27 protein-coding genes are annotated in these 25,689 nt (G+C 62.6%); 12 read left to right on the forward strand and 15 right to left on the reverse strand.

Features of this window, described 5'->3' with window-relative positions:
- The first annotated feature begins 33 nt into the window (after nt 1-33).
- Together B5V02_RS39765 and B5V02_RS39770 are read left to right on the forward strand one after the other, a co-directional pair.
- Nucleotides 34-1,047 carry a glycosyltransferase family 4 protein gene (locus tag B5V02_RS39765; RefSeq protein ID WP_245446400.1) on the forward strand — a complete coding sequence of 338 codons (1,014 nt, stop codon included), beginning with the start codon at nt 34-36 and terminating at the stop codon, nt 1,045-1,047.
- Nucleotides 1,048-1,202: 155 nt separating this feature from the next.
- The gene (locus B5V02_RS39770; RefSeq protein WP_111549345.1) at nt 1,203-2,429 is read left to right on the forward strand and encodes an anion transporter; all 1,227 of its coding nucleotides are present in this window, start codon (nt 1,203-1,205) and stop codon (nt 2,427-2,429) included.
- A gap of 98 nt (nt 2,430-2,527) precedes the next feature.
- Here the strand turns inward: B5V02_RS39770 and B5V02_RS39775 are convergent, their stop codons facing one another.
- On the reverse strand, nt 2,528-3,115 hold the full coding sequence (locus B5V02_RS39775; protein ID WP_167458846.1) for a TetR/AcrR family transcriptional regulator: 588 nt from the start codon (nt 3,113-3,115) through the stop codon (nt 2,528-2,530).
- Between the two features lie 87 nt (nt 3,116-3,202).
- On the opposite strand from B5V02_RS39775, the gene B5V02_RS39780 reads away from it, so the two are divergent.
- Nucleotides 3,203-4,099 (forward strand): crotonase/enoyl-CoA hydratase family protein, encoded by an 897-nt coding sequence (locus tag B5V02_RS39780; RefSeq protein WP_111549346.1) that lies wholly within the window; start codon nt 3,203-3,205, stop codon nt 4,097-4,099.
- Here the strand turns inward: B5V02_RS39780 and B5V02_RS39785 are convergent.
- From B5V02_RS39785 to B5V02_RS39805, 5 genes are all read right to left on the reverse strand, one after another.
- Entirely contained in the window at nt 4,045-4,353 is a 309-nt protein-coding gene (locus tag B5V02_RS39785) for a cupredoxin domain-containing protein (RefSeq protein ID WP_111549347.1), read from the reverse strand. The genes B5V02_RS39780 and B5V02_RS39785 overlap by 55 nt on opposite strands.
- A gap of 11 nt (nt 4,354-4,364) precedes the next feature.
- The gene (locus tag B5V02_RS39790; RefSeq protein WP_111549348.1) at nt 4,365-4,889 is read right to left on the reverse strand and encodes a DUF4142 domain-containing protein; all 525 of its coding nucleotides are present in this window, start codon (nt 4,887-4,889) and stop codon (nt 4,365-4,367) included.
- 106 nt (nt 4,890-4,995) lie between these two features.
- Entirely contained in the window at nt 4,996-5,670 is a 675-nt protein-coding gene (locus B5V02_RS39795; RefSeq protein WP_111549349.1) for an RNA polymerase sigma factor, read from the reverse strand.
- A 102-nt stretch (nt 5,671-5,772) separates the two neighbouring features.
- The gene (locus tag B5V02_RS39800; protein ID WP_111549406.1) at nt 5,773-6,858 is read right to left on the reverse strand and encodes an HPP family protein; all 1,086 of its coding nucleotides are present in this window, start codon (nt 6,856-6,858) and stop codon (nt 5,773-5,775) included.
- Between the two features lie 253 nt (nt 6,859-7,111).
- Entirely contained in the window at nt 7,112-8,296 is a 1,185-nt protein-coding gene (locus B5V02_RS39805) for a cystathionine beta-lyase (protein ID WP_111549350.1), read from the reverse strand.
- Nucleotides 8,297-8,624: 328 nt separating this feature from the next.
- Here B5V02_RS39805 and B5V02_RS39810 point away from each other — a divergent pair, with 328 nt between their 5' ends.
- On the forward strand, nt 8,625-9,260 hold the full coding sequence (locus B5V02_RS39810) for a DUF1326 domain-containing protein (protein WP_111549351.1): 636 nt from the start codon (nt 8,625-8,627) through the stop codon (nt 9,258-9,260).
- Between the two features lie 9 nt (nt 9,261-9,269).
- Nucleotides 9,270-10,145 (forward strand): DUF2182 domain-containing protein, encoded by an 876-nt coding sequence (locus tag B5V02_RS39815; protein ID WP_111549352.1) that lies wholly within the window; start codon nt 9,270-9,272, stop codon nt 10,143-10,145.
- 98 nt (nt 10,146-10,243) lie between these two features.
- On the opposite strand, the gene B5V02_RS40355 is transcribed toward B5V02_RS39815, so the two are convergent.
- Nucleotides 10,244-10,585 carry a hypothetical protein gene (locus B5V02_RS40355; protein WP_146606233.1) on the reverse strand — a complete coding sequence of 114 codons (342 nt, stop codon included), beginning with the start codon at nt 10,583-10,585 and terminating at the stop codon, nt 10,244-10,246.
- Here B5V02_RS40355 and B5V02_RS39820 point away from each other — a divergent pair.
- The 5 genes from B5V02_RS39820 to B5V02_RS39840 all read left to right on the forward strand — a co-directional run bounded on the left by B5V02_RS39820 (nt 10,577) and on the right by B5V02_RS39840 (nt 15,631).
- On the forward strand, nt 10,577-11,605 hold the full coding sequence (locus B5V02_RS39820; protein WP_111549353.1) for an amino acid ABC transporter substrate-binding protein: 1,029 nt from the start codon (nt 10,577-10,579) through the stop codon (nt 11,603-11,605). The two genes, B5V02_RS40355 and B5V02_RS39820, sit on opposite strands and share 9 nt — an antisense overlap.
- A 64-nt stretch (nt 11,606-11,669) precedes the next feature.
- Entirely contained in the window at nt 11,670-12,857 is a 1,188-nt protein-coding gene (locus tag B5V02_RS39825) for an amino acid ABC transporter permease (protein ID WP_111549354.1), read from the forward strand.
- 4 nt (nt 12,858-12,861) lie between these two features.
- Nucleotides 12,862-14,019, forward strand: coding sequence for an amino acid ABC transporter permease (locus tag B5V02_RS39830; protein ID WP_111549355.1), 1,158 nt, complete (start codon nt 12,862-12,864; stop codon nt 14,017-14,019).
- 78 nt (nt 14,020-14,097) lie between these two features.
- Entirely contained in the window at nt 14,098-14,847 is a 750-nt protein-coding gene (locus tag B5V02_RS39835; protein ID WP_031240865.1) for an amino acid ABC transporter ATP-binding protein, read from the forward strand.
- A 115-nt stretch (nt 14,848-14,962) separates the two neighbouring features.
- The gene (locus B5V02_RS39840; RefSeq protein WP_111549357.1) at nt 14,963-15,631 is read left to right on the forward strand and encodes a TIGR02117 family protein; all 669 of its coding nucleotides are present in this window, start codon (nt 14,963-14,965) and stop codon (nt 15,629-15,631) included.
- 22 nt (nt 15,632-15,653) lie between these two features.
- Here B5V02_RS39840 and B5V02_RS39845 read toward each other — a convergent pair whose 3' ends face one another.
- The 3 genes from B5V02_RS39845 to B5V02_RS39855 form a co-directional block, all read right to left on the reverse strand.
- Nucleotides 15,654-15,833, reverse strand: coding sequence for a hypothetical protein (locus B5V02_RS39845; protein WP_111549358.1), 180 nt, complete (start codon nt 15,831-15,833; stop codon nt 15,654-15,656).
- Nucleotides 15,834-15,905: 72 nt separating this feature from the next.
- On the reverse strand, nt 15,906-17,144 hold the full coding sequence (locus B5V02_RS39850; protein WP_111549359.1) for an FAD-dependent monooxygenase: 1,239 nt from the start codon (nt 17,142-17,144) through the stop codon (nt 15,906-15,908).
- A gap of 19 nt (nt 17,145-17,163) precedes the next feature.
- A complete protein-coding gene (locus tag B5V02_RS39855; protein ID WP_111549360.1) occupies nt 17,164-17,409 on the reverse strand; it encodes a zinc-finger domain-containing protein in 246 nt (81 codons plus the stop codon).
- Between the two features lie 146 nt (nt 17,410-17,555).
- Between B5V02_RS39855 and B5V02_RS39860 the strand changes: the two genes are divergently transcribed.
- Together B5V02_RS39860 and ppx are read left to right on the forward strand one after the other, a co-directional pair.
- A complete protein-coding gene (locus B5V02_RS39860) occupies nt 17,556-19,757 on the forward strand; it encodes an RNA degradosome polyphosphate kinase (RefSeq protein WP_111549361.1) in 2,202 nt (733 codons plus the stop codon).
- Nucleotides 19,757-21,292, forward strand: a complete 1,536-nt coding sequence (ppx, locus tag B5V02_RS39865; RefSeq protein ID WP_111549362.1) for an exopolyphosphatase — start codon at nt 19,757-19,759, stop codon at nt 21,290-21,292. The genes B5V02_RS39860 and ppx overlap by 1 nt, the downstream gene beginning before the upstream one ends.
- A gap of 21 nt (nt 21,293-21,313) precedes the next feature.
- Here ppx and B5V02_RS39870 read toward each other — a convergent pair whose 3' ends face one another.
- The 5 genes from B5V02_RS39870 to B5V02_RS39890 form a co-directional block, all read right to left on the reverse strand.
- Nucleotides 21,314-21,718, reverse strand: a complete 405-nt coding sequence (locus tag B5V02_RS39870) for a DoxX family protein (protein ID WP_111549363.1) — start codon at nt 21,716-21,718, stop codon at nt 21,314-21,316.
- A gap of 160 nt (nt 21,719-21,878) precedes the next feature.
- Nucleotides 21,879-22,298: a DoxX family protein gene (locus B5V02_RS39875; protein ID WP_111549407.1), complete on the reverse strand. Its 420-nt coding sequence runs from the start codon at nt 22,296-22,298 to the stop codon at nt 21,879-21,881.
- 178 nt (nt 22,299-22,476) lie between these two features.
- Complete coding sequence (fumC, locus tag B5V02_RS39880) at nt 22,477-23,874, reverse strand: class II fumarate hydratase (RefSeq protein WP_111549364.1); 1,398 nt, start codon at nt 23,872-23,874, stop codon at nt 22,477-22,479.
- Between the two features lie 126 nt (nt 23,875-24,000).
- On the reverse strand, nt 24,001-24,759 hold the full coding sequence (locus tag B5V02_RS39885; RefSeq protein WP_111549408.1) for an SDR family NAD(P)-dependent oxidoreductase: 759 nt from the start codon (nt 24,757-24,759) through the stop codon (nt 24,001-24,003).
- A 139-nt stretch (nt 24,760-24,898) separates the two neighbouring features.
- Nucleotides 24,899-25,681 carry an NIPSNAP family protein gene (locus B5V02_RS39890; protein ID WP_111549365.1) on the reverse strand — a complete coding sequence of 261 codons (783 nt, stop codon included), beginning with the start codon at nt 25,679-25,681 and terminating at the stop codon, nt 24,899-24,901.
- Nucleotides 25,682-25,689 lie beyond the last annotated feature (8 nt).

Here is a 25,689-nt window from a genome sequence, read left to right on the forward strand (position 1 = left end):
TCCGGGCCGGCGGTCCAGTCACGGCCTGTCTCAATGCCGGCGAACGAATGGCGGGACAGTTCAGGCAAGATCAGCGCGGCAACTATGATCCATCTGTTCAATGGCTTTCAAAACCCCTTTGGCGGCAGTGACCTCGAAACCCTGGAGCTGTACCGGCTGTTGAGCGCCGACTCCGAGGTGCGTCTGTGGGCAACGTCCTCCAGGGTGTCCGGCGAGCTGATGCGGCAATTTCCGATTCGCCGCGTCTCGCTGCCAAAGTGGAATGTGCCGGACGGCGGTACCTACGTCTTCCTCGGCGCGCATTGGCGCAACAAAATATGGCCTTACCTGATTCCACGACCGCGCCGGCTGATCTACGTCTTCAATACCTTTCACCCGAAAGTCATTGCGCTGACGACGCGCATGCCCCTTATGCTGAACTGGCCCGACGCCGAACTGGTGCTGATTTCCGATTTTCAAAAACGCATGCTGCAGGTCGACGGTGTCGTGCATCCCTCGCCAATCGATATCGAACGCTTTTTACCACAACCGGCCAAGCCGGGTCGTCCGTTCACGCTGGGACGATTGAGCCGCGACACCCCGGACAAACATCATGCGGACGATGTGCCGCTGTACGAAGCTTTGCTCGCGGGTGGCGTCGCGCTGCGGATTCAGGGCGGGATGCTGCTCAAGGACAGGCTCAAACCGCATTCGCAACTCGAACTCCTCCCGCAAGGCCGGTTTGCGGCTGAAGAGTTCCTGCCAACGCTCGACGTGTTCTACTATCGCTCCGGCTCGCATGTGGAGACGTTCGGCCGGGTGGTGTTCGAAGCGATGGCCTGTGGTTTGCCTGTGGTCTGCCATTCGCATGGCGGCTACGCCGACCATATCAGGCATGGCGAAAACGGTTTTCTGTTCGAGACGACGCAACAAGCGGGGCAGATCCTGGCCGACCTCCAAGCCGATCCGGGGCTGCGGGCGACGGTGGGTCGGGAGGCGCGGCGGACCGTTGAGCAGCTGTTTTCCCTGCAGGCGCTTCGACGGCGGCTGGATTTCTATCTGCATTAGCGGCACATCGTCCGCAGGGCTTTGCGGGCACCGTCGGCGCAACAATATGCCGGCCTGTTTGTCATCGATCTCGACATCGCGCTAAAGCTGGCATGCAACGAACCATCGGGCGGACGGGCAGCGGCGCGCCACAGACTGAGCAGGACTTCTTACCGATGACATTGATGGGCGCGGCGGCACTGCTGATCCTGGTCCTGACTTACGCCGGTGTCGCCATTGGCCGCATCCCTGGCTTGCGCCTCGACCGGGCAGGGATCGCGCTGCTCGGCGGGGCCGCGATGATCGCCATAGGCGCGCTCAGCATGGAGGATGCCTACCGAGCGATCAATTTCGACACCATCACGCTTGTGCTCGGCATGATGATCGTGGTGGCGCATCTGAAGGTCTCCGGCGCCTTTCGTGGCCTTGGCGCCGTCGCCATCGAGCACGCGCACGCGCCCTTCATGCTCCTGGTGATGGTGACGCTGCTGACCGGCGTGCTGTCGGCCTTCCTGGTCAACGACGCGATCTGCCTGGTGATGGCGCCGATCGTCGTCCACGTCACCCGCGTCATCAAGCGCAACCCCATCCCCTATCTGATCGCCACCGCCACCGCGTCGAATTGCGGCAGCGTCGCCACCATCACCGGCAATCCGCAAAACATGGTGATCGGCGCGCTGTCGGGCATTTCCTATCCTGCCTTTTCGGCGGCACTGGCTCCGGTCGCCTTGTTTAGCCTCGTCGCGGTCGTTGTCATCGTGCGCATCGTCTACCGGGCCGAATTCGCCCGCACGGCCCAATTGACGCCCGAGGTCTCGCGCGGCCGCATGCACAAGGGGCAGGTGCTGAAGGCGGTGGTGGTCTGCATCGGATTGGCCATCGCCTTTTTCGCCGGCGTGCCCGTCGCCAAGGCGGCACTCATCGGCGGCGCCATCCTCTTGCTCACCCGTGCCATCAAACCGGAACGCATCTACCGCGAGATCGACGGACCACTGTTGTTCATGTTCGCCGGTCTGTTCGTGGTCGTCGCCGGCGCGGAAAAGACGCTGCTGACGCCCGACATCATCGCCTCGGCCAAGAACCTTGGGCTGGACGATGTCTGGCGCCTGTCCGGCTTCACCGCGGTGCTCTCCAACATCATGAGCAATGTCCCGGCCGTGCTGGCGCTCAGGCCCTTCATACCCGGCCTCGAAAACCCCGAGCGTGCCTGGCTGGTGGTCGCCATGAGCTCGACGCTGGCCGGCAATTTCACCCTGCTCGGTTCGGTCGCCAATCTGATCGTCGCCGAGCAGGCAGGGACCGCCGGCGCCCACCTGTCGTTCGGCGCTTTCTTCAAGGTCGGCTTGCCGCTGACATTGATAACGCTTGGCGTCGGCACGGCATGGCTGGCGTTTGGATTCTAGAGCAATTCCAGGAAAAGTGTGTGGCGGTTTTCCGTACGGAATTGCGTCAAAACAAAGAGATAGAGCGGTTCTGCGTCTCCGTGGAACGCAGAACCGCTCTAGACCTGGTTGCTTGAAATTCGGGCCCGGACAAGCGTCGCCGCGGCGCGGCCGGCTGCCTCGATATAATCGGGGTTGCGGTGGATCAGCATGATCGAAAAGGAGCCGTCTATCAGCAGCACGATCTCGCGTGCCAAGGCTTGCGGCTCCTCGATGTTGCGGGCGGACAGCTCTCCAGCCAGCCATGTTTCGAAATTTGACTTGTGCCGCGACCCGACCTTGATCGCCGGATGTCCAGGCATCGAGGCGAGTTCCGCGGCCGTGCGCAGGAAGCCGCATCCTTTCCATTTCGGATGGTGAGCGGCCCTCGCCAGATTGGTGAAGATCGCCTCGACCTTGCGATCCGCTCCGCCTTCGGCGGCATCGAACCAGCCGGCCATCCGCTTCAGATTGGGTTGGTCGCGGCCATCGAGATAGGCGGCGATCAGGTCGTCCTTGCTCTTGAAGTGGTAATAGAGCGTCCGCTTGGTGAGCCCCGCTTCCTCGGCAACGGCATCGACGCTGACGCGGCCGATTCCTTCCGCGTAAAACAGTCTTGTCGCGGCATCGACAATACGTTTGCGGGTAGGGCTTTGCGCTTCAGGCATCAGCCGATGTATACCGACTAGTGAATATACACAAGCGGCAAAGGGCGTAGCCTTCCGACCCATGACCATGCTGGAGAAGGAAGCCAAATGACCGATCTTGTCCTTAACGAAACCAGGGATGGGATTGCGATCCTCACCCTCAACCGGCCGGAGAAACTCAACGCGTTGAACTATGCTCTGATCGATCGCCTGCTCGCGGTCCTCGACGACATTGAAGTCGATGACGGCGTTCGGGCGGTCGTTCTTACCGGAGCAGGGGAGCGGGCGTTTTCGGCGGGTGGCGACATCCACGAATTCTCGGCCAGTGTGGCGCTTGGCGTCGATGTTGCGATGCGTGACTTCGTTGTGCGCGGGCAGCGGCTGACGGCAAGGCTGGAAGCATTCCGCAAACCCGTCATCGCCGCCGTCAACGGCATTGCTTTTGGCGGCGGCTGCGAAATCACCGAGGCCGTGCCGCTCGCCATCGCCAGCGAACGCGCTTTGTTCGCCAAGCCGGAAATCAACCTTGCGATGCTGCCGACCTTTGGCGGAACGCAGCGCTTGCCCAGGCTCGCCGGGCGCAAGCGGGCGCTCGAACTGCTTTTGACCGGCGATTGGTTTCCGCCGCCGCGCGCCCTTGAACTTGGCCTAGTCAACCAGGTGGTGCCGCATGCCGATTTGATGCCGGCCGCAATCGGCCTGGCCAAGCGTATCCTGCGGCACTCCGATCTGGCGATCGCGAGCATCCTCACGGCGGTGGCGCGCGGCCTCAACCAGAGCATCGCGGAAGGCCTGCTGGTCGAGGCCGAGCAGTTCGCCCGCATGGCTCCGACCGCCGACCTGCGCGAAGGGCTCGATGCCTGGCTAATGCGCCGCGAGCCCCGCTATGGCGGCTCGTGGACGCATATCGCGCGGCCTGACGAAGCCAGGCGGGCCTCGTTGGCGCTGGATCAGGGCGCCACCACCAAACGACCTTTCATGTTGGGGTGGAAACGGCAGAAATAGTCGACTGTCTCTGCCTTCTGCAGGGTGAGGCTCGCGGACTTTTTCGGCGGGATCATCACCTCCCAGCCACCCTTGACGGTCGCCGTGTGGGCGAACGCGTCCTTGTTCACCCACTCGATCGTGTCGCCGACCTTGGCCTCGACGGTGGCTGGCGAGAACACCAGTTTGTCGATGGTGACCTGGATGGTTTCAGCCTGTGCCGGAACGGTACCGATGACCAGCGTCAACGCAATCCACAGATTGCGTTTCGACATGCTTCCCGTCCTCACTTCAGCATGTCGGCGACATGTTCGGCATGCTGCTCATGGCCCTGGAATATCTTCAGGCCGGTTTCCAGCAGGCTCTTCAGTTCGGCATTGCTGGCCGACGGAATGAGCAACGTTTCGAGAGCGCCGTTGACCTGCTTGTGGTAGGCGACCTCGTTGTCGACATAGGCCTTGTCGAAGGCAGCACCCTCAAGCTTGGCGAGCTTGGCCCTTTCTTCGGCCGCCGCCTTGCTCAGCGCCTGGCTGGTGGCGTTGTCTTCGGGCGTCACCTTCAGCTTCTTGACCAGGTCGAGCGCCTGCACGTTCACGGCTTCGTGGTCGCGCACCATGTCGTTGGCGAAATCCACGACGTCCTTGTTCTTCGATTTCTCGATCGCCAGCTTGGCAGCTTCAACGTCGATGACCCCGGCCGTGTAGGCGATGTGGGCGATCTGTGGGTCGGTCGGCTTGTCGGCCGCTTGTGCGAACGGGGCAGTGCCAAGCAGCAGCATGGCGGCCAGGGCAGCGGTGTGTCGGATAAGCATGGCATCTCCTTCGCCCGGACACGGGACTCGCGCCGGACAGCGTTTCTCGGTTGACGGTCATTGGATGCCGGGCAGCGGCAAACGTTCCCAAGGAATCGGCGAACGGTCAGCTTTCCAGGCCGAGCCGCCGCATCACGGCACTGGTCAGCCTTTCGCAACGTCGGCCGGCGAAGGGGAACGCATCGAGCAGCACCGGCCCGATCTGGTCGTCCAGTGCCTTGCGCACCAGGGCGCGGGCGCGGTGCAGCCTCGTCTTGACGGTTTGTGGCCGCACGCCGAGAAGGTCGGCGGTCTCTTCGATGCTCAGCCCCTCGATCACCCGTGCCACGAACACCGTCCGGTAGACATCGGGAAGTCTGTCGGTGGCCCGTTCGACCAGTTGGAGGATCTGCCGTTGCGCCATCGTCCGTTCCGGATCGTCGCTGGGGTTGAGGGGGAACCGGATGATCTCGGCTTGCGGATTTTCCGGCATTGACACCGTTCTGCGCCTTTTGCGCAGGCGGCCGAGCGCCTCGTTGATGACGATGCGCGACAGCCATGTGGCGAGCGAGGAGTCGCCGCGAAACGCATCGAGATGAGCGAAGGCCCTGACATAGGCCTCCTGCACGATGTCCTCGGCCTCGCTGTCATTGCGCACCACGCCGCGGGCGATGCGGTAGAGCCTCTGGTTGTACGTCTTGATGATGGTGCGGAAAGCATCGCCCTCGCGCGCCAAGGCGCGGCGCACGAGCTGCATCTCGCCTGAAGCGACAGAAGGCATGGCCGTCAAGACAGCAGGCATGGCCAGTTCCTCTACCCAATCTCGGACCGGAACCCCGATTGAGAGATTGGATGGCATTGCCGGCAAAAGGTTCCCGGCCGTTTTCGCCGGATCCGGCGGCGGCTACCGTACCGCTTCCGGCGAGGGCTTGTCAGCAACCTGCAGGCGCGCCGTGGCCGCCAGCAGATCGGTCTGCGTGATCAGCCCGAGAATCCGCTTGTCGTCGTCGACGATGATGACCGAATGGCTGCGGCCGTCGGTGAGTACGGGCAGCAGACCCATGGCGGCGAAACCGGCGTCGGCTATCGCCGCGGGCGATGTCACGGATCCGACCGTGCCGGAGGCCAGCGCCAGTTCCCGCAATCCCACGGTGCCTGCCAGCCTTGCCTCGGCGTTGACGACCGGCAAGGTACGGATGTTGTGGTCAAGCAGCAATTGCCGCGCCGCCTCGATCGAGGTGTGTTCGTCAACCGAGATCACATCGCGCGACATGATGTCCTCGCACAGAAGGTTCTGGTGCGCGCGCACCAGCGCCTGCAATTCGACTTGCCGCAGCAGCCGGTCGAGATCGTTGCGATCGATATCGAACGTCTCGTCGAGCGCGCCAAGCGCGGCATCGATGTCCTCGGGCTGGAAGCCGACGCGCAGCCGCGCCGGCGGATCGACGGTGCCGTGGCTGTTCGTCGGGGGAATCGGCACGTGTGGGTAATTGCGCCGGGCCAGCTTGTGGAATCCGTAGCCGAGCGCCACCAGCAGAAGCGAGTTCAGTGCCACCGGCACGAATGGAAACAAGAAGCCGGCGCTGATGACGGCAGGCCCTCCCAACACGGCGGTCAGGGCCGCCGCCCCGCCTGGAGGATGCAGGCAGCGCGTGAACGACATGGCGGCGATGGCCAGCGCCACCGCGATGCCGGTGGCAAGGGCGGTTTCGTGGATGAAATGCGCCACGATCACGCCGATCAGTGCCGAAATCGTGTTGCCGCCGATGATCGACCATGGCTGCGCCAGCGGACTGGCCGGCACCGCGAACAGGAGCACGGCCGACGCGCCCATCGGCGCCACCAGCAGCGGCACGTGCGGGCCGCTGCCGAGCACCAGACCGCCGATCGCGCCGGTCAGTGCAATGCCGATCGTCGCGCCGATGCAGGCGATGACGCGCTCGCGCAGTGTCGCGCCGGCAAGAATGGGAACAAAAAGGCGAAAGGCCATGGGCGTCGGAAAACTCTGCCGGTATTCCAGAGGAAAGTCGAAACCGCGATGATTGCACCGCAATGACGCGGCATTGTCGAAGTTGAAAGCCAAATTGATCCGCGAAGGTGCGGTTTTGAGAAATAGAATTCCGTGACATTTGTCACCGCATCCGCCCGCGGTGCCGATTTGGCTCCGCAGGGCAAAGTGGCGGTTCACCTATCTTTCGAGCTGCTTTTACCGATCCGCTGAATTTGGCAGGTGCCCTGATCGCTCAGGCAGCCGCCGCTGCGGCCAGGCCGCGCAGAATGTCGGCCTTCAGGTCTTCGACATCCTCGAGGCCGATTTGCAGGCGGATCAACGGGCCTTCATACGGGCCCCTTGCAACAACGCGGTCGCCGAGCCAGACCGGCACCGCAAGGCTCTCATAGCCGCCCCAGGAATAGCCGAGGCCGAAGATCTGCAGCGCGTCGAGGAAGGCGTGCTGCTGCTTCTGGCTACCGCCGGCAAGCACGATGGAAAAGATGCCGCTCGAGCCGGAGAAGTCGCGCTTCCACAGGCCATGGTCCGGATGGCTGGGAAGGGCAGGGTGGAGCACGCGCGCCACGCCCGTCTGGCCCTCGAGCCAGGAGGCGATGGCGAGCGCGCTGCGCTGATGATGCTCCAGACGCACGCCCATGGTGCGCAGGCCACGCAGCACCTGATAGACATCGTCGGGCCCAGCGCAGCAGCCAAGCGTGCAGAAGCTTTCGTAAAGATGCTTCCAGCAGCCTTCGTTGGCCGAGACCGTGCCAAGCAGCACGTCGGAATGACCGGCCGGATATTTCGTCGCCGCATGGATCGAGATGTCGACGCCGTGGTCGAGCGGACGGAAATACAGCGGCGTCGCCCAGGTATTGTCCATCATGACGATGGCGCCTGCGGCGTGCGCCGCCTTGACGATGGCCGGGATGTCCTGCAGCTCGAACGTGTTGGAGGCTGGCGATTCCGTGAACACCACCTTGGTGTTGGGCTTGATCAACGCCGCGATGCCGGCGCCGACATCGGGGGCGTAGTACTCGACCTCGACACCCAGCCGCTTCAGCATCGTGTCGGCGAAGTTGCGCGTCGGGTGATAGATGGAATCGACGATCAGCAGGTGGTCGCCCGCCGACACGAAGGCGAGCAGCGGCACGGTCACCGCCGCAAGGCCCGAAGGCACCACGATCGTGCCGGCCGACCCTTCCAGTGCATCTATGGCGTGGGCAAGAGCATCGGTCGTCGGCGTGCCGCGTGTGCCGTAAGTGTATTTCTGGCTGCGTGCCGCCATCGACGCCGCGTCGGGATAAAGCACGGTCGAGGCATGCACCACCGGTGGATTGACGAAGCCGAAATAGTCATGCGGATTGTTGCCCGAATGGGCCAGCCGCGTGTTGATCCCCATGCTGCTGGTAAGTTGCCTGTCGCCGTTTTTCGCCATTCTTCTTCGCCTTGTTCGACAAGGCGCTAGCCATAGTGCCACGGCTTTGGCCGTGCAACCGGCCTGCACCCGCCAGGGAACCGACTTCGGATGTACCAAGTCGTCTCTGGTGAAGGGCGCTCAGTCTTGCCCGGTCCGAACGCATTGCGCCCTTGGGTCGATCGGCTATTGAAGACGGCCGGGAAAGATATATGATTGAATCCTAATATTTTTCCCGGACTGCCTCGATCAGACGCTGCCGGATGATCGTTCCCGGTTGACCTCCTGATCCCCTGCGATCCGGGCATCTCGCTTGCAGAGCAATGAATGCAGCCAGGGGAGGAATGCCATGACCGACGTCAAGTGGATGATCAAGGCGCGCGAGTTCGTCAACTGCAACTGCGCCTATGGCTGCCCGTGCCAGTTCAACGCCTTGCCGACGCATGGATCCTGCCGGGCGGTGATCGGCGTGGAAATCGAAAGCGGCTATCACGGCGATACCAAGCTGGATGGCTTGCGCTTTGCCGGTGTCTTCCGTTGGCCTGGCGCAATTCACCAGGGCAAGGGCGAGGCGGCAGTGGTCATTGACGAGCGGGCGACCGAGGCGCAGCGCGGCGCGCTGCTGCGCATTCTCAGCGGTGAGGACACCGAACCCGGCGCGACCATATTCCAGGTCTTTTCGACCACGCTGGAGACGGTCCACGATCCGATCTTCGCGGCAATAGACTTCGAAGTGGACGTCGATGCCCGAGCGGCTCGCCTGGACGTGCCGGGCGTAGCCTCGGGCCACGGCGAGCCGATCAAGAATCCCGTCACCGGTGCAGAGCATCGGGCGCGCATCGACCTCACGCATGGTTTCGAATACTCGCTTGCCGAGGTCGGGCGCGGCTGGACCAAGGCAACCGGCCCGATCAGGTTCGAACTGGCGGACTCGCACAGCCATTTCGCCAATTTGCACCTTTCGCAAAGCGGTATCGTGCATTGACCTGATCCGATGAGCGACACGGCCCTTGAGGCGGTGCTGCAGCGCGACCGCACGGTCGTGACGGCTGCGCTCGTCATCATTGCCGTGCTCGCATGGGCCTATGTGCTGTGGCTCGCCGCCGACATGACCACGCCGAACGCCGCAAGTGGCGACATGGCTGGCATGGACATGTCGGGTACCAATGCGGGCGGCATGGACATGCCGGGTATGGACATGGGTGGCATGGACATGGGAGCCGCGGTTGCGCCCGGTTTCCGGGCCTGGGCGCCAGCCGATTTCGCTTTCATCTTCGCCATGTGGGCCGTCATGATGGTTGGCATGATGACGCCGTCGGTCGCGCCGATGGTGCTGCTCTATGCCGGGGTCGGTCGCAAGGCGCGGGCCGGCGGGCGGCCCATCGCATCGACTGCATGGTTTTTTACCGGCTATCTGCTCGTCTGGGTTGCCTTCAGCGCCGCGGCGACCGGCGCGCAATGGCTGCTGGCCAGTCTCACCTTGCTGAGCCCGATGATGACAACCAACAGTACGGTTCTCGGCGGCCTCGTCCTGATCGCCGCCGGCCTCTATCAATGGACGCCGATGAAGGGCGTCTGCCTGCAGCAATGCCAGGCACCGATCGCATTTCTGGCCAGTCATGGCGGGTTCCGCTCCGATCCGCTTTGTGCGCTTCGCTTCGGGATCCATCATGGCGCCTATTGCCTCGGCTGTTGCTGGGCGTTGATGGCGCTCCTGTTCGTCGGCGGCGTCATGAACGTGCTGTGGATCGCCGGCATCGCCATCCTCATTCTCCTGGAGAAGACCGTCCCGACCGGGCAGCTGATCCCGCGCATCTCCGGCGCGCTGATGGCGGCAATCGGTGCCTGGCTGCTCGTTCAAGCACTCTGAGCATGTGCTCTCCTCCCGTTTCCGGGCGGCACGGCCATGCGACCCCATCGCTCGCCATGGAACAGTCTTTGGATATGCCAATTTATCCCGGGATAAATTCAGTGACGCGCAGTGAATCCGCGGGACGGATTTTCGCCGGCATAGTGCGGATCTGCGCCCGCCGGACTTTGCCAATTTTGTTTGCCTGGCTTGCTAATTTCCTGACGCTCCTGGCTGCAATTCAGGCATTTGCGGCCGCTGGTTTTCAAACTCTTTCGAATTCGGTCATTTTCCTTGACCTCACGGGAATTATCGCCTTCGATGCCATTCGTGAATGGGAGGCGGCGCGTCGATTGCGATGCGGGTTTCTGGGTATGGGCCGGAATGGGAGCTGCGTTCACACGGGAAAGGTCAGGGTTTACCTGAAAAACAGAGAAAAGGGTCTGTGGGTCATGAAACATATTGCTATCGGCATTCTTGGCGCCGCCACGCTTGGGTTGATGGCGTCTGCCGCCTCGGCAACGACGCTCGACACCGTCAAGGCGAAAGGCTTCATCCAGTGCGGTGTCTCGACCGGCCTGGCTGGCTTCTCGGCGCCGGACGACAAGGGTGACTGGCAAGGCATCGACGCGGATTTCTGCCGCGCTGTCGCGGCCGCCGTCTTTGGTGACGGCACCAAGGTCAAGTTCACGCCACTCAGCGCCAAGGAGCGGTTCACCGCGCTGCAATCCGGCGAGGTCGACATCCTGTCGCGCAACACCACTTGGACCATCAACCGCGACACGGCGCTTGGCCTGAACTTCGTCGGCACCACCTACTATGACGGCCAGGGCTTCATGATCAACGCCAAGAAGCTGCCCGGCGTCAATTCCGCGCTGCAGCTTTCCGGCGCCGCCGTCTGCGTGCAGAGCGGCACGACCACAGAGCTCAACCTCGCCGACTATTTCAAGGCCAACAAGATGGAGTACAACCCGGTCGTCTTCGAGAAGCTGGAAGAGGTCAACGCCGCCTATGACGCAGGCCGTTGCGACGTCTACACCACCGATCAGTCGGGTCTTTATGGCATTCGCCTGACGCTGGGCTCGCCGGCCGACCATGTCGTGCTGCCCGAGATCATCTCCAAGGAGCCGCTCGGACCGGCCGTGCGCCAGGGCGACGACCAGTGGTACCACATCGTCAAGTGGACCTATTTCGCGCTGCTCGACGCAGAGGAGCTCGGCATCACCAAGGCCAATGTCGACGAAATGAAGAGCTCCGCCAGCCCGGAGATCAAGCGCGTGCTCGGCCAGGAAGCCGATACCAAGATCGGCACCGATCTCGGCGTTTCCAATGATTGGGTCGTCAACATCGTCAAGGCTGTCGGCAACTATGGCGAGATGTTCGACCGCAATGTCGGCTCGGGCAGCCCGCTCAAGATCGCCCGCGGCATCAACGCGCTATGGACCAAGGGCGGCCTGCAATACGCTCCGCCGATCCGCTGATCGAAATGTGATCCGGAAGGCAGATTGTCTGCCTTCCGGTTTCTCTTTCCAGGGGGACGGTCGAATGGCATCGCAGGAAGTTCTACGCGAGGAGCCAAGTCGCGCTTCTCTTATCAACGACCCGAAAGTCCGCAGCATTTTCTATCAATGCCTGGTCGTTGCTTTGTTGGTGTCCGGTGTCTGGTGGATCGTTCACAACACGATCGTGAACCTGACCAACCTGCACATTGCCTCCGGCTTCGCCTTTCTGAGAGGCCGCGCCGGCTTCGACATTTCCGATACGGCGATCGCCTATACGTCGGACTCCACCTATGGCCGGGCCATCATCGTCGGCTTGATCAACACGTTGATCGTCGCGTTTGTCGGCATCATCACCGCCACCATCATCGGTTTCATCGTCGGCATCGGCCGGCTGTCGAAAAACTGGCTGATCCAGAAGATCTGCACCGTCTATGTCGAGGTGTTCCGCAACATTCCGCCGCTGCTGGTCATCTTCTTCTGGTATTCCGGCGTGCTGGCGGTGCTGCCTGCGCCGCGCGACAGCATCAACCTGCCGTTCAGCTCGTTCCTCAACCAGCGCGGCTTCTATTTTCCGCGTGCCATCTGGGGCGACGGCTCGTGGCTGATCCTGGTGGGACTGCTTGCCGGCATTGCCATGGCGTGGTTCGTTGCCCACAAGGCGCATCAGCGGCAGATGGCGACCGGCCAGCAATTCCCGGTGTTCTGGACATCGCTGGCGCTGATTATCGGGCTGCCGCTGCTCGCCTACGCGCTGAGCGGCTTTCCGCTGACCTTCGATTTTCCGAAGCAATCGACTTTCAACTTGACTGGCGGCTTCGTCGTCAAGCCGGAATTCCTGTCGCTCTACCTGGCGCTGTCCTTCTATACCGCCGCCTTCATCGCCGAGATCGTGCGCGCCGGCATTCGCGGCGTCGCCAGAGGTCAGAGCGAGGCTACGGCAGCGCTCGGCCTGCGTGCCGGCCAGGCGTTGCGGCTGGTGGTTGTACCTCAGGCCATGCGCATCGTCATTCCGCCGCTGGCCAGTCAGTATCTCAACCTGACCAAGAACTCCTCACTCGCCATCGCCATCGGCTATCCCGACCTGACGGCGACGACCGGCACGGTGCTCAACCAAACCGGCCAGGCGGTGGAGTGCGTGGTCATCATGATGGTGATCTATCTGGCCATCAGCCTTCTGACCTCGCTGTTGATGAACTGGTTCAACGCCAAAATGGCGCTGGTGGAGAGATAGGGACATGCAAGAACATGATATGTCCTGGGTGCGCACCGAAATGGCCCTGGCGCAACCGGCACCGGCCGGCGTCGTGGGCTTCGGTGCCTGGGTGCGCAAGAACCTGATCGCCTCGGCAGGCGACACCATTTTGACCATTGTCGGTATCGCGCTGGTGGTGATGATCCTGCCCCAAATCATCAACTGGGCCTTCATCGACGCCGTGTGGACGGGACCCAACCGGACCGTCTGCGCCACGGTGGCGCAGGGCGGTATCCAGCCGGATGGCTGGTCTGGCGCCTGCTGGGCCTTCGTCAACGCCAAATTCGGCCAGATCATGTTCGGCACCTATCCGGTCGAGGAGCGATGGCGGCCGATCCTGGTCGGCATATTGCTGGTGGTGCTTCTGTTGCCGATGCTGATACCAAGCGTGCCGCGCAAGGGCCTCAACGCCCTGCTGCTGATCGTCGTTTTCCCCATCGTGTCGTTCTTCCTGCTGGTCGGCGGCGCGTTCGGTCTCGAACATGTCGAAACCGCGCGCTGGGGCGGCTTGCTGGTGACGCTGTCGCTGTCTTTCGTGGCCATCGTCGTGTCGTTGCCGCTTGGCATCGTGCTGGCGCTTGGCCGGCGCTCCAGGATGCCGGTCGTCAAGATGCTGTGCGTCATCTTCATCGAAGCTGTACGCGGCATTCCGCTGATCACCGTCCTGTTCATGGCCAGCGTCATGCTGCCGCTGTTCCTGCCGCCGGGCGTCACCTTCGACAAGTATCTGCGCGCGCTGATTGGCGTGTCGTTGTTTGCCGCCGCCTATATGGCTGAAGTGGTGCGCGGCGGCCTGCAGGCGATCCCCAAAGGCCAGTATGAAGGCGCCGATTCGCTTGGCCTCGGCTATTGGCAGAAGATGTATTTAATCGTCATGCCGCAGGCGCTGAAGCTGGTCATCCCGGGCATCGTCAACACCTTCATCGGCATGTTCAAGGACACCAGCCTGGTCACGATCATTTCGATGTTCGACCTGCTCGGCATCGTCAAGCAGAACTTCTCCGACGCCAACTGGGCGACGGCGCAGACCGCCAGGTCGGGTCTGATCTTCGCGGCCTTCGTCTTCTGGCTGTTCTGCTTCGGCATGTCGCGTTATTCAATGTACACCGAACGCCGACTCGACACCGGCCACAAACGCTAAACAAAAGAACAAGGGGATCCTGCCATGGTCATAGAAAATGCCGTCAGCGCGGAAGAGATCAAGGTCAACGCCGCCAAGATGCACATCTCGACCACCGATGTCGCCATAGACATCATCGCCATGCACAAATGGTATGGCGAATTCCATGTGCTGAAGGACATCAACCTGAAAGTGATGCGCGGCGAGCGTATCGTCATCTGCGGCCCATCGGGCTCCGGCAAATCGACGATGATCCGCTGCATCAACCGCCTGGAAGAGCACCAGAAGGGCAAGATCATCGTCGACGGCAAGGAACTGACCAACGATCTGAAGAAGATCGACGAGGTGCGCCGCGAGGTCGGCATGGTGTTCCAGCACTTCAACCTGTTCCCGCATCTGACCATCCTGGAGAACTGCACGCTGGCGCCGATCTGGGTGCGCAAGACGCCGAAGAAGCAGGCCGAGGAAATCGCCATGCATTTCCTCAAGCGCGTCAAGATTCCGGAACAGGCCAACAAATATCCCGGCCAACTGTCCGGCGGCCAGCAGCAGCGCGTGGCGATCGCCCGTTCGCTGTGCATGAACCCGCGCATCATGCTGTTCGACGAGCCGACCTCGGCGCTCGATCCGGAGATGATCAAGGAAGTGCTGGAAACGATGGTCGGCCTTGCCGAAGAAGGAATGACCATGCTGTGCGTCACCCACGAGATGGGCTTTGCCCGCAAGGTCGCCAATCGCGTCATCTTCATGGACCAGGGCCAGATCGTCGAACAGAACACGCCGGCCGAGTTCTTCGATCATCCGCGCCATGAGCGGACAAAGCTGTTCCTGTCGCAGATCCTGCACTAGGCCTTCGATAACCAGGGAGAGCCCGGCTGAAACAGTGCCGGGCTCTTTTGCGTATGGATGAGCAGGAGGCGGGCGGTTTGTGTCGCGTCGGGGTGCGTTTGCAAGGCCGCCATTCATGAAAAAGCTGGGACGTTTTCTAGGCCTGCTGTCGATCGTCGTTGCGCTCGCTGTGACGCTGGGCACTCTCGTGCCGCGACCACTCTGGCAAACAGCCGCCGCCACGCCCGCCACCACGCGCCATATCCTGGTGCTGAACAACCCGATCCACACCGACATCGCCATTCCGGTCGACGACAGGGTGCGCCAGCGCTTCCATTTCCTGGTCGATGCCGGCATCCCGGCAGATAGTCCGGAAGTCCGCTATATCGTCTTCGGCTGGGGTGGTCGCGCCTTCTACCTGGAGACGCCGACATGGTCTGAGCTCAAGGCTGTTCCGGTGATGAAGGCACTGACCGTCGACGCGTCGGTCATGCATGTCGATGTCGCCGGCGCCATCGTCGAACCGCATCCGGATGTCGCCGGCTTCGAAATCGGCGAGGAGCGTTTTGCGGCGCTGCTCGATTTCATCGATGCGAGTTTCCAGCGGGGGCCGAAAGGGCCGATTGTTGTTCCGGACGCGGCCTATTCGAGGTTCGACGGTTTCTATGAAGCCAACGGCCATTTCAACACGCTGGTCGGCTGCAACACCTGGACGGCGGCGGCATTGCGCACCGCCGGCCTGAGGACGGGCTGGTGGAACCCGCTGCCGGCTTCGCTCGGCCTGTCGATGCGGCTTTACAATTAGACGGGTAGCCGTCGCGCTTTCGTCAGCGAGCCTTGCCCCCCCTGATCGCGTTTCGCCAAAACTCTTCGGTCAACTCGGGAATGTCGCTGGTATCGACATCACTCTCTGGCCGCGAGGTCAACCAAGCGATCTCGGCCTTCTGAGCATCGGTCAAAGGCGGCGGATTCTTTGGGTCGATTTCATATCGAATGACCTTGGCCATGGAACATTCCTACTCTGTGGGTGCTGTTGTCGAATACGAGCGCCTTGTTCCTTCGCGCCGGCCTGTCGCGTTTCATGTTTCGCCAAGCTCCGGTGCCCGCCAGCCATAAAGCCAGTCGAGATCGGCGGCGAGTTTTTCCGACGACCGCATTTTCAGGAACAGATTGCGCGCGATAGAAACTGGACCCGCGGCATGCCAGGCGAGGCGGTTGAGGGCGCCGCGACGAGCGACCCTGGCGATACGCGGCCGTCGCAGGTTCTCCCAGATTTGAAGACTTTGTGCCTGATCGGCGGGGAAGTCGGCGACGACATCCGCAAGCATCGCCGCATCCTCGATCGCCATGGCGGCACCTTGCGCCGCGAACGGCGTCATCGCATGCGCCGCATCGCCGATCAGCGCCATGCCATCTGTCGTCCAAGGCTGGTTGCTCTCGACCGTATGGATCGGCCATGCCGTCCACGGGCCGGCTTCCTCGATCAGACGGGCAAGTGCTGCCGCCGTACCACGCATGGCACCGGTCAAGATCCTGGTGTCGGCGTTCCCGGACCAGCCCTCGGCAATGCGTTCGCCCTTGGTGAAGGCGGCGAGATTGAAGGCAGCACCCTTGCTGACGGGATAGGCGACCATGTGGAAGCCGGGATGCAGGAAGGTGGTGACGCAATTGGTTGCGCCGATCGCGGCAAAGGCTTGTCCGGCAGCGCTGTCGGCGGGAATGGTGGCACGCCAGGCCAGTTCGCCCGAAAAGTGACTTCTCGGCGAGGCCGCCCCCTTGTTCGGATCGACAAGCCCGCGCACCGATGACCAGACGCCATCGGCGCCGACCAGCAGCAAGCCCTTGGCCTCGATTGTCTCGCCGGCCATCTCGGCAGCCACTGTGACACCGTGGCTGCCTTTGGCAACGCTGCTGACGTGCGCGCCGGGAGTCAGAAGAATGTTCGGCATCTCGGCAACGCGCGCAGTCAATGCGCTCTGCAGGTCAGCCCTGTGAGCGACGAGATAGGGTGCCTGCCAGCGGGCTTCGGCGGCTTGTCCCAGCGGCACGCGTGCCAGTTCGCGCAACGTCGCGGCATCCTTCAGCACCACCGCTTCCGGCCGCACCGCAGCCGGAAGCAGCCGGTCGAGCACGCCAAGCTGGCGAAGGATGCGTGTCGCGTTGGGAGAAAGCTGGATGCCGGCGCCTGCTGCTTCCAGGCGCTGTGCCTGTTCGAACACCTGCACGGGGTAGCCGCGTCCGGCGAACGCCAGCGCGGCGGTCAGCCCGGCGACGCCCGCCCCGGCGATGACGACTTGCCGGGACCGCGTGTCGTCCATCGGGCTTGTCGCGAAAGAATCAGGCGGCCTGGTCGATGTAGATACAGCCGTCCGGCAGCGTTTCGGTCGCCTTCAGCTTGGGCGAATAGCGGTAGAGCGTCGAGCAATAGGGGCAGACTTTTTCATTGTCGTCGCCCATGTCGAGAAACACATGCGGGTGGTCGAAAGGCGGGTTGGCGCCCGTGCACATGAATTCCTTGACGCCGATGTCGATCGCCGGGTGGCCCGCATCGTTCTGAAAATGGGGAATGGAACCGCCTGCCATCGTCGTCTCCTTAACGCAGTCTCTTCTGCATCTGGATCATAACCGGTCTCTTTGCAAGTTCGATGAAATCAAACTGTCGCAAAAGCCTGTCAGAGGATAAGTTAAGCCGGTTAACCGGCCAGCGGTTGCGGGGAAGAGCGGGAATCATGAACGAACTGAAGCCGGTGCAGAGCGAATTCGTGAATGTCGAGGTGGCTCGACCGGAGGGCGGCAACCCGGATCGCTTTGTCAACCGGGAGTTTTCCTGGCTGCAGTTCAACCGGCGCGTTCTCGAGGAATCGCTGAACCTCAATCATCCGCTGCTCGAGCGCGTCCGCTTCCTGTCGATCTCGGCGGCCAACCTCGACGAGTTCTTCATGGTCCGCGTCGCCGGTCTTGCCGGCCAGGTGCGCGAGGGCATCACGCTGAAGAGCCCTGACGGCCGCACCCCCGAACAGCAGCTCGAACAGCTGCTGCGGGAGGTCGAGCGGCTGCAGGAAGACCAGCAGAAGAGCCTTTCGGCGCTCACCGTGCTGCTCAACAAGGAAGGCATCGAGAGCATCACGCGTGACGCGCTGACCAAGGACGAAAAGATCTGGCTGGAAGACCATTTCCAGGAGCAGGTGTTTCCGGTGCTGACCCCGCTGTCTATCGACCCGGCGCATCCGTTCCCGTTCATTCCCAATCTCGGTTTCTCGATGGCGCTGCAATTGCGCCACCGCAAGAATGGCGAGGAGATGAGCGCGCTGCTGCGCTTGCCGGTGGCGTTGAAGCGCTTCATCCGTCTGCCGGACCGCAAGCACCATGTCCGCTTCATCCCGCTGGAAGAGGCGGTCGGCCTTTACATCGGCAAGCTATTCCCCGGCTATGAGGTCAAGGGCTCCGGCACGTTCCGCATCATCCGCGACAGTGATATCGAGGTCGAGGAGGAGTCCGAGGATCTGGTGCGCCTGTTCGAGACGGCGTTGAAGCGCCGCCGCCGCGGTTCGGTGATCCGCATCGAATTCGACAGACTGATGCCGTCGGAACTGCGTGACTTCGTTGCCGGCGAGCTTGGCGTGTCGTCGAGCCGCATCAGCGTTCTGACCGGTCCGCTGGCGCTCAGCCAGATTTCCGAGATCGTCGCCATCCCTCGCGACGATCTCAAGTTCACGCCCTACAATCCGCGCTTTCCCGAACGCATCCGCGAGCATGGCGGCGACTGCTTTGCAGCCATCCGCGAGAAAGACATCGTCGTCCATCACCCCTACGAATCCTTCGATGTGGTGGTGCAGTTCCTGCGTCAGGCGATGGCCGACCCCGAAGTGGTGGCGATCAAGCAGACGCTTTACCGCACCTCCAACGACAGCCCGATCGTGCGCGCGCTGGTCGACGCGGCCGAGGCCGGCAAGTCGGTCACCGCGCTGGTCGAGCTCAAAGCGCGTTTCGACGAGGAAGCCAACATCCGCTGGGCGCGCGACCTGGAGCGCGCCGGCGTGCAGGTCGTGTTCGGCTTCCTCGAGCTGAAAACCCATGCGAAAATGTCGCTGGTGGTGCGACGCGAGGACGGCAAGCTGCGCAACTATGTGCATCTCGGCACCGGCAACTACCATCCGGTCACCGCGCGCATCTACACCGATCTGTCCTTCTTCACCACCGACCCGACGATCGCGCGCGATGTCGCCCAGCTGTTCAATTTCATCACCGGCTATGCCGAGCCGACGGATGAAATGCGGTTGGCGATCTCGCCGTTCACGCTGAGAAGCCGCATCTTGAAGCATATTGCCGACGAGATTGCTCATGCGGTGGAGGGGAGGCCGGCGCGCATTTGGATGAAGATGAACGCGCTTGTCGACCCGATCATCATCGATGCGCTCTATGACGCCGGCCGTGCCGGCGTCGAGATCGACCTCGTCGTGCGCGGCATCTGCTGCCTGCGGCCACAGGTGCCGGGCCTGTCGGAAAACATCAGGGTCAAGTCGATTGTCGGCCGTTTTCTGGAACACAGCCGCATCTATTGCTTCGGCAATGGCCATGGGCTGCCATCGGACGAGGCGATCGTCTACATCTCTTCGGCCGACCTGATGCCGCGCAATCTCGACCGCCGCGTCGAGACCATGGTGCCGATCACCAATCCAACTGTGCATGAACAGATCCTGGGCCAGATCATGCTGGGCAACATCATGGACAATCAGCAAAGTTTCGACGTATTGGCTGATGGAACCTCCCGGCGCGTGGTGCTGGAGGAGGGCGAGGAACCGTTCAACGCGCAGGAATATTTCATGACCAATCCGAGCCTGTCGGGACGGGGTGACGCGCTGAAGTCGCATGCGCCCAAGCGCATCGCGCAGTTCAAGCGCCGCAAGAAGAACGCCGCAGCGTCCAGCTGATGCTGTCCGATTCCCAGGGCCGGTTGCAGGACCGCCGACCGCTATCCATCATCGACATCGGGTCGAATTCGATCCGCCTCGTCGTCTATGAAGGGCTGGCGCGCTCGCCCACCATGCTGTTCAACGAAAAGATGCTGGCCGGTCTCGGCCGCGGCATCGTTTCCACCGGCAAACTCGACCCCGAGGCGGTGACGCGCTCGATGGAAGAGTTCCGCCGCTTTCGCGCACTATCCGACCAGGCGGGCGCCGAGCACATGTATGTGCTGGCCACCGCCGCGGCCCGCGAGGCGATCAACGGTCCCGATTTCATCCACCGCGCCGAGGACGTGCTCAAGACCGAGATCCGTGTGATCAGCGGCCGTCAGGAAGCCTATTATTCGGCGCTCGGCGTCATTTCGGGCTTCCACCCGGCCGATGGCATCGCCGGCGATCTGGGCGGCGGCAGCCTTGAACTTGTCGACGTCAACGGCGAAGCGATCGGCGACGGCATCACGCTGCCGCTGGGCGGCCTGCGCCTGCAGGACATGGCGAAGAACTCGCTCGCCCAGGCGGCGAAGATCGCGCGTGACGAGCTGGCCAGGGCCAAGCTGTTGAAAGGCGGGCAGGGTAGGCCCTTCTACGCCGTCGGCGGCACCTGGCGAAATCTCGCCCGGCTGCACATGGAAATGACCAATTATCCGCTCGGCGTCATGCACCATTACGAGATCAGCGCCGACAGTGCGACGAACTTCCTCAAGCAGGTCGCCAAAGCCGAGATCGAGAAGGTCAAGGGTATCGAAGGCGTTTCGAAGAACCGCCGTTCGCTGCTGCCTTATGGCGCCATCGTGCTGCAGGAGATCATGGCGGCGATGCAGCCGTCGAAGATCATCGTCTCGGCGCTCGGCGTTCGCGAAGGCTTTCTCTATTCGCTGCTCGACGAGGCCGAGCAGAAGGCCGATCCGCTGATTTCGGCCTCGGAGGAACTCGCCCGTCTGCGCTCACGCTCCGTCACCCATGCGCATGAACTTGTCGACTGGACGGCCAAAACCTTTGCCGCCTTCGGCATCGACGAGACCGAGGACGAGGCGCGCTATCGCCACGCAGCCGCATTGCTGGCCGACATCGGCTGGCGCGCACACCCCGAATATCGCGGCAAGCAGTCGCTCAACATCATCGCGCATGCGTCCTTCTTCGGCGTCGACCATCCCGGCCGTGCCTTCCTGGCGATGGCCAATGCCTATCGCCACGACGGCATCTTCAACGAAGCCATCGCACCCGAGATCAAGGCGCTGGCTTCGCCGCGTTACCTGGAGCGGGCGCGGGTGCTGGCGGCGATGATGCGCGTCGTCTACCTGCTGACGGCATCGATGCCCGGCATCATGCCCAGGCTGAAATGGGAACAGCGCGGCAATGGCGTGCTGGCGCTGGTTCTGCCCGCATCGCTGGCCGACCTCTATGGCGAACGGCCGGCCGGGCGCCTGGCGCAACTGGCAAGGATAACCAATCGCCGGCTGGTGCTGGCCGTCGAGGGCGGCCCAAGCGTTTCGGTGAAATAGAGCGTTTCGGTGAAGTAGGCCTTACGCCTCACCGCGCCCGTCCGCCGACCAGGCGCCGGCCCCGGCTATCGCCAGCGCCAGGAAGCCGCCAGATATGGCGATATCCTTCATCAGCATCTGCGAATGCAGGAAGGTGAGCATCGCGTCGCCGCCGCCCTGGCCGTAATGGCCGATGAAACCGGCGACAATACAAAAGGCGGCGAGCAGCAGCGCCGCGATCCGGGTCTGGAAACCGACCAGGATGAGCAGCCCGGCGATCAGCTCGAACAAGCCTGTGCCCCAGGCGGCAAGCGTCGGCAGCGGCAGGCCGAGCCCGGCGAAATAGCCCGTCGTGCCGGCAATGTCGGAAAGCGCGTGGAAACCGGAGGGCACGAACAGGGCGGCGAGCAGCAGCCGGGAAAGCAGAAGCAGTGCGTTGCGGGGCATGCTTGTCACCTCCGATGTCGATCGGGCAGGGGCGGCTGAGACGGTTCCCCATCCCGACGCCACGATCCTAGCAGGAATTGGTCAGCTGGGACGCTTGGATAGACAACGAAAGAGGGGCGCGGAAAATTCCGTGCCCCTCTTTCTTTGATTGTTGGTGGCTTCAGCCGCGCTTGGCGTCGACCGAATAGGCGCCAGCGCCCGAGGTAGCCAGCACGATGAAGCCGCCGGCAATCCCCAGATTCTTCAGGAAGTTGATCATCTGCATCTGATCGGCCCAGCCGGTATGGGCGACCAGCGCGGTGGCGACGGTGAAGATAGCGAGCACCCAGGCGGCAATCCGGGTCTGGAAGCCGATGAGGATGGCAATGCCGCCGAGAAGCTCGATCAGGCCGACGATGATAGCCGTCGCGGTCGGTAAGGGCAGGCCGAGGCTGCCGAAGTAGCCGGCTGTGCCAGCGATCGCGGTGAGCTTGCCGAAACCTGAAAGCAGGAAGATGACAGCTAGCAGGACGCGGCCGAGTAGGATGGTGGCTGAGGCATTGGAAGCGCCGGAACCGGCGACTGAAGTGTTGATGGACATGGTGGCTCTCTCCGGGAAGGGGTTGATACCGATGAGATAGAGCATGCGGACTGTTCACCAAAGCCACCAGACTGGCGACACATTGTTCACAGTGCTTGCATTTCCGCGATCGTGCAACTTACGCAAAATTCGCGTCGAATCAGGCCGCGACGGGAGGAAATTCTCCCGCCGAAAAACCTTACCCCGGATGCGTCATATCCTCGGGCCGCACCAGCCGGTCGTAGTCGGCTTCGCTGACCAGCCCGGTGGCGAGCGCTTCCTCGCGCAGTGTGGTGCCCTTCTTGTGCGCCGTCTTGGCGATCTTGGCGGCGTTGTCGTAGCCGATGGTCGGCGCCAATGCCGTCACCAGCATCAGCGAGCGGTCGAGTGCCGCCTTGATGTTGTCTTCCCGCGCCTCGATGCCAACGACGCAATTGTCGGTGAAGGAGACCGAAGCGTCGGTGAGCAACTGCACCGACTGCAGGAAATTGTAGGCCATCAGCGGGTTATAGACGTTGAGCTCGAAATGGCCCTGGCTGCCGGCGAAGGTGACGGCGGCATTGTTGCCGAACACTTGCACGCAGACCTGCGTCATTGCCTCGCACTGGGTCGGATTGACCTTGCCCGGCATGATCGACGAGCCCGGCTCGTTTTCCGGCAACGACAGTTCGCCAAGGCCCGAACGCGGGCCGGAGCCGAGGAAGCGGATGTCGTTGGCGATCTTGAACAGCGCGGCAGCGCAGGCGTTGATGGCGCCGTGCGAGAACACCATGGAATCGTGGGCTGCCAGCGCCTCGAACTTGTTCGGCGCGGTGACGAAGGCGATGCCGGTGATGGCGGCGATGCGGTCCGCTACCCTTTCGGCGAAGCCGACCGGCGCATTGAGGCCAGTGCCGACGGCGGTGCCGCCCTGCGCCAGTTCCTGCAGGCCGGGCAGCGTCAGCTCGATGCGCTTGATCGACGAGGCGACCTGTGCGGCATAGCCCGAGAATTCCTGGCCGAGGGTAAGGGGCGTGGCATCCTGCGTGTGCGTGCGGCCGATCTTGATGATGTGGGCGAAGGCCCTACTCTTGGCGTCCAGCGCCTTATGCAGGTGCTTCAGCGCCGGCAGCAGATCGTGCACGATGCGCTCGGCGCAAGCGATGTGCATCGCCGTCGGATAGGTGTCGTTCGACGACTGGCTCATATTGACGTGGTCGTTGGGATGCACCGGCTTCTTGGAGCCCATGACGCCGCCCAGCATCTCGATCGCGCGGTTGGAGATCACCTCATTGGCGTTCATGTTGGACTGCGTGCCCGAGCCGGTCTGCCAGACGACCAGCGGAAAATGATCGTTGAGCTTGCCGTCGATGACTTCTTGCGCTGCCTCGATGATCGCCTTGCCGATCGCCGGCTCGAGCCGCTTCAGTTCCATGTTGGCTTCGGCCGCCGCCCGCTTGACGACGCCGAGCGCGCGCACGATCGACGCGGGCTGCTTTTCCCAGCCGATCTTGAAATTGCCAAGCGAACGCTGTGCCTGCGCGCCCCAATAGCGATCGGCGGCGACTTCGATCGGGCCGAACGTGTCGGTTTCGGTTCTGGTCTTTGCAGCGGTCACGGGTCTCTCCTTGTCGAAGTCGGCAACGGCGTATCGCGTTGCACAAACGGCTTCAAGCGGAGATTGCGGGCGGGACGGCTGCAAATCGGTTGAAGCCCTTACCCCTCGACGGGACAGCCGGGCCGTTCACCCAGCCGTGTATCCACCGTCCACGGCAAAGATGCCGCCGCTGGTCCAGGCCGCGTCGTCGCTGGCCAGATGGACAGCGATGCCGGCCAGATCGTCGGGGCGGCCGATTCGGCCGAGCGGATAGCTGCGCTCGACATAGGCCTTCAGTTCCGCCTTTGCCTCGGCCGGCAGGTTGTCGACTGTCCTGCGCCGCATGGCGGTGTCGACAGTGCCGGGCGCGATGGCATTGACGCGGATGCCGCGTGGGCCAAGTTCGAAGGCCAGCGATTTGGTCAGCGAGTTCAACGCGCCCTTCGACAGCGAATAGAGGCTCGACGGCCGCTTCGGGATCATCTTGTTGGCGAAGTAGGACGAGATGTTGATCACCGACGCGCCGGCTGTGAGATGCGGCAGCAGACCCTGGGTGAGGAAGAACACCGCAGCCACATTGAGCGCGAAGGATTGCTGGAACTGCTCCTCGCTGACGGTCTCGAACGGCACCAGGAAAGCCACCCCGGCATTGTTGACGAGGATATCGAGCGGCCGACCGGATTTTTTCACGTGCCCGGCCACGGCTGCGATGCCGACGCTGGTGGCAAGATCGGCCGACAGCGTCTCGACATTGCCGCCGAGTTGCCTGGCGGCGGCGTCGAGCTTTTTGGTATCGCGGCCGACGATCAGGACGTCCGCGCCTTCGCGCGAAAAGGCCTCGGCGATCGCAAGGCCGATGCCATCCGATCCGCCGGTAACCAGCGCTCGCTTGTTATCAAGTCTCATAGGACGCTCCGAGGCAGCTTTGGCCATATCGAGAGCACCGCATATAAGCGGCCGCGGTCAAGCCATCGGCCTATCCCATGGTATGAACTTCGACCGCTGGCGGCCTTCCGGCAAAACCGCGCACACAGGTTCGCTCTACTCACCGCCCAAGCCGCGAACGCGAGGTCGGTGACAGACGCAATGTCTCCGTCGATTGTGTCAGATCCGGCCGGACGGTTTGCCAAAAAACCTGCCATGCCGGCGAGCCGACAATTGTGGCCTCATGGCGAGCGTGCGTTTCCGCGCTGTCAAATCCCATGATGCTGATGAAGACATTTTCTCTGGCCCTCACCGGCAGGCGCGGAAAGCTGTTTTCGGCATGCTCGGTAACGAAAGCGGCGAGCAGGCGTGCACCGGATGCCGTTATCAGCGGTACCATTTCAGTCTCGAAGCGATTGGCGAAAGTGGTCTCGGCGCCGAGGCGAAGATGATGAATCCGGATGACGACAATGCCCGGCAGGGGCTTGTTCCGGTTTGTTTTTCTGTCAACGGTCAAGCCTGCCCGTAGTACGCCCGAGAGATCGAAGCCAGCGCCTGGCCACGCCGGCTTGAGCAGCAAGACATCGTCGGAATCGATCATTGTCGCATTGGCCGCATCGCTGTTCGCTGCCCAGACCGGCCCGCCATAAAAGGCGGTCAGTGCATCCTTGCGCGCGTCCATGCCGTCGAAGCCGCGCATCCAGACGAACATGTCCGGACGATCGAGATCCCGGAACTGGCCGATGATGGTCATCCCGACGTCCTCCTGGCCTTCGATCAGCCTGCCGTCGAAGATGTCGATGAGCGTGTCACGCTTGCCGGGCTTCAGCGTGTACTGCCGCAGCTCGACGACAGGCGAGGCGAGCAGCGCGGGCTCCGGCGTGGCATTCAGGGGCAGGTTCATCCGTCCGT

It is taken from the genome of Mesorhizobium kowhaii (genome assembly GCF_003253745.1).
GTDB classification, from domain to species: domain Bacteria; phylum Pseudomonadota; class Alphaproteobacteria; order Rhizobiales; family Rhizobiaceae; genus Mesorhizobium; species Mesorhizobium kowhaii.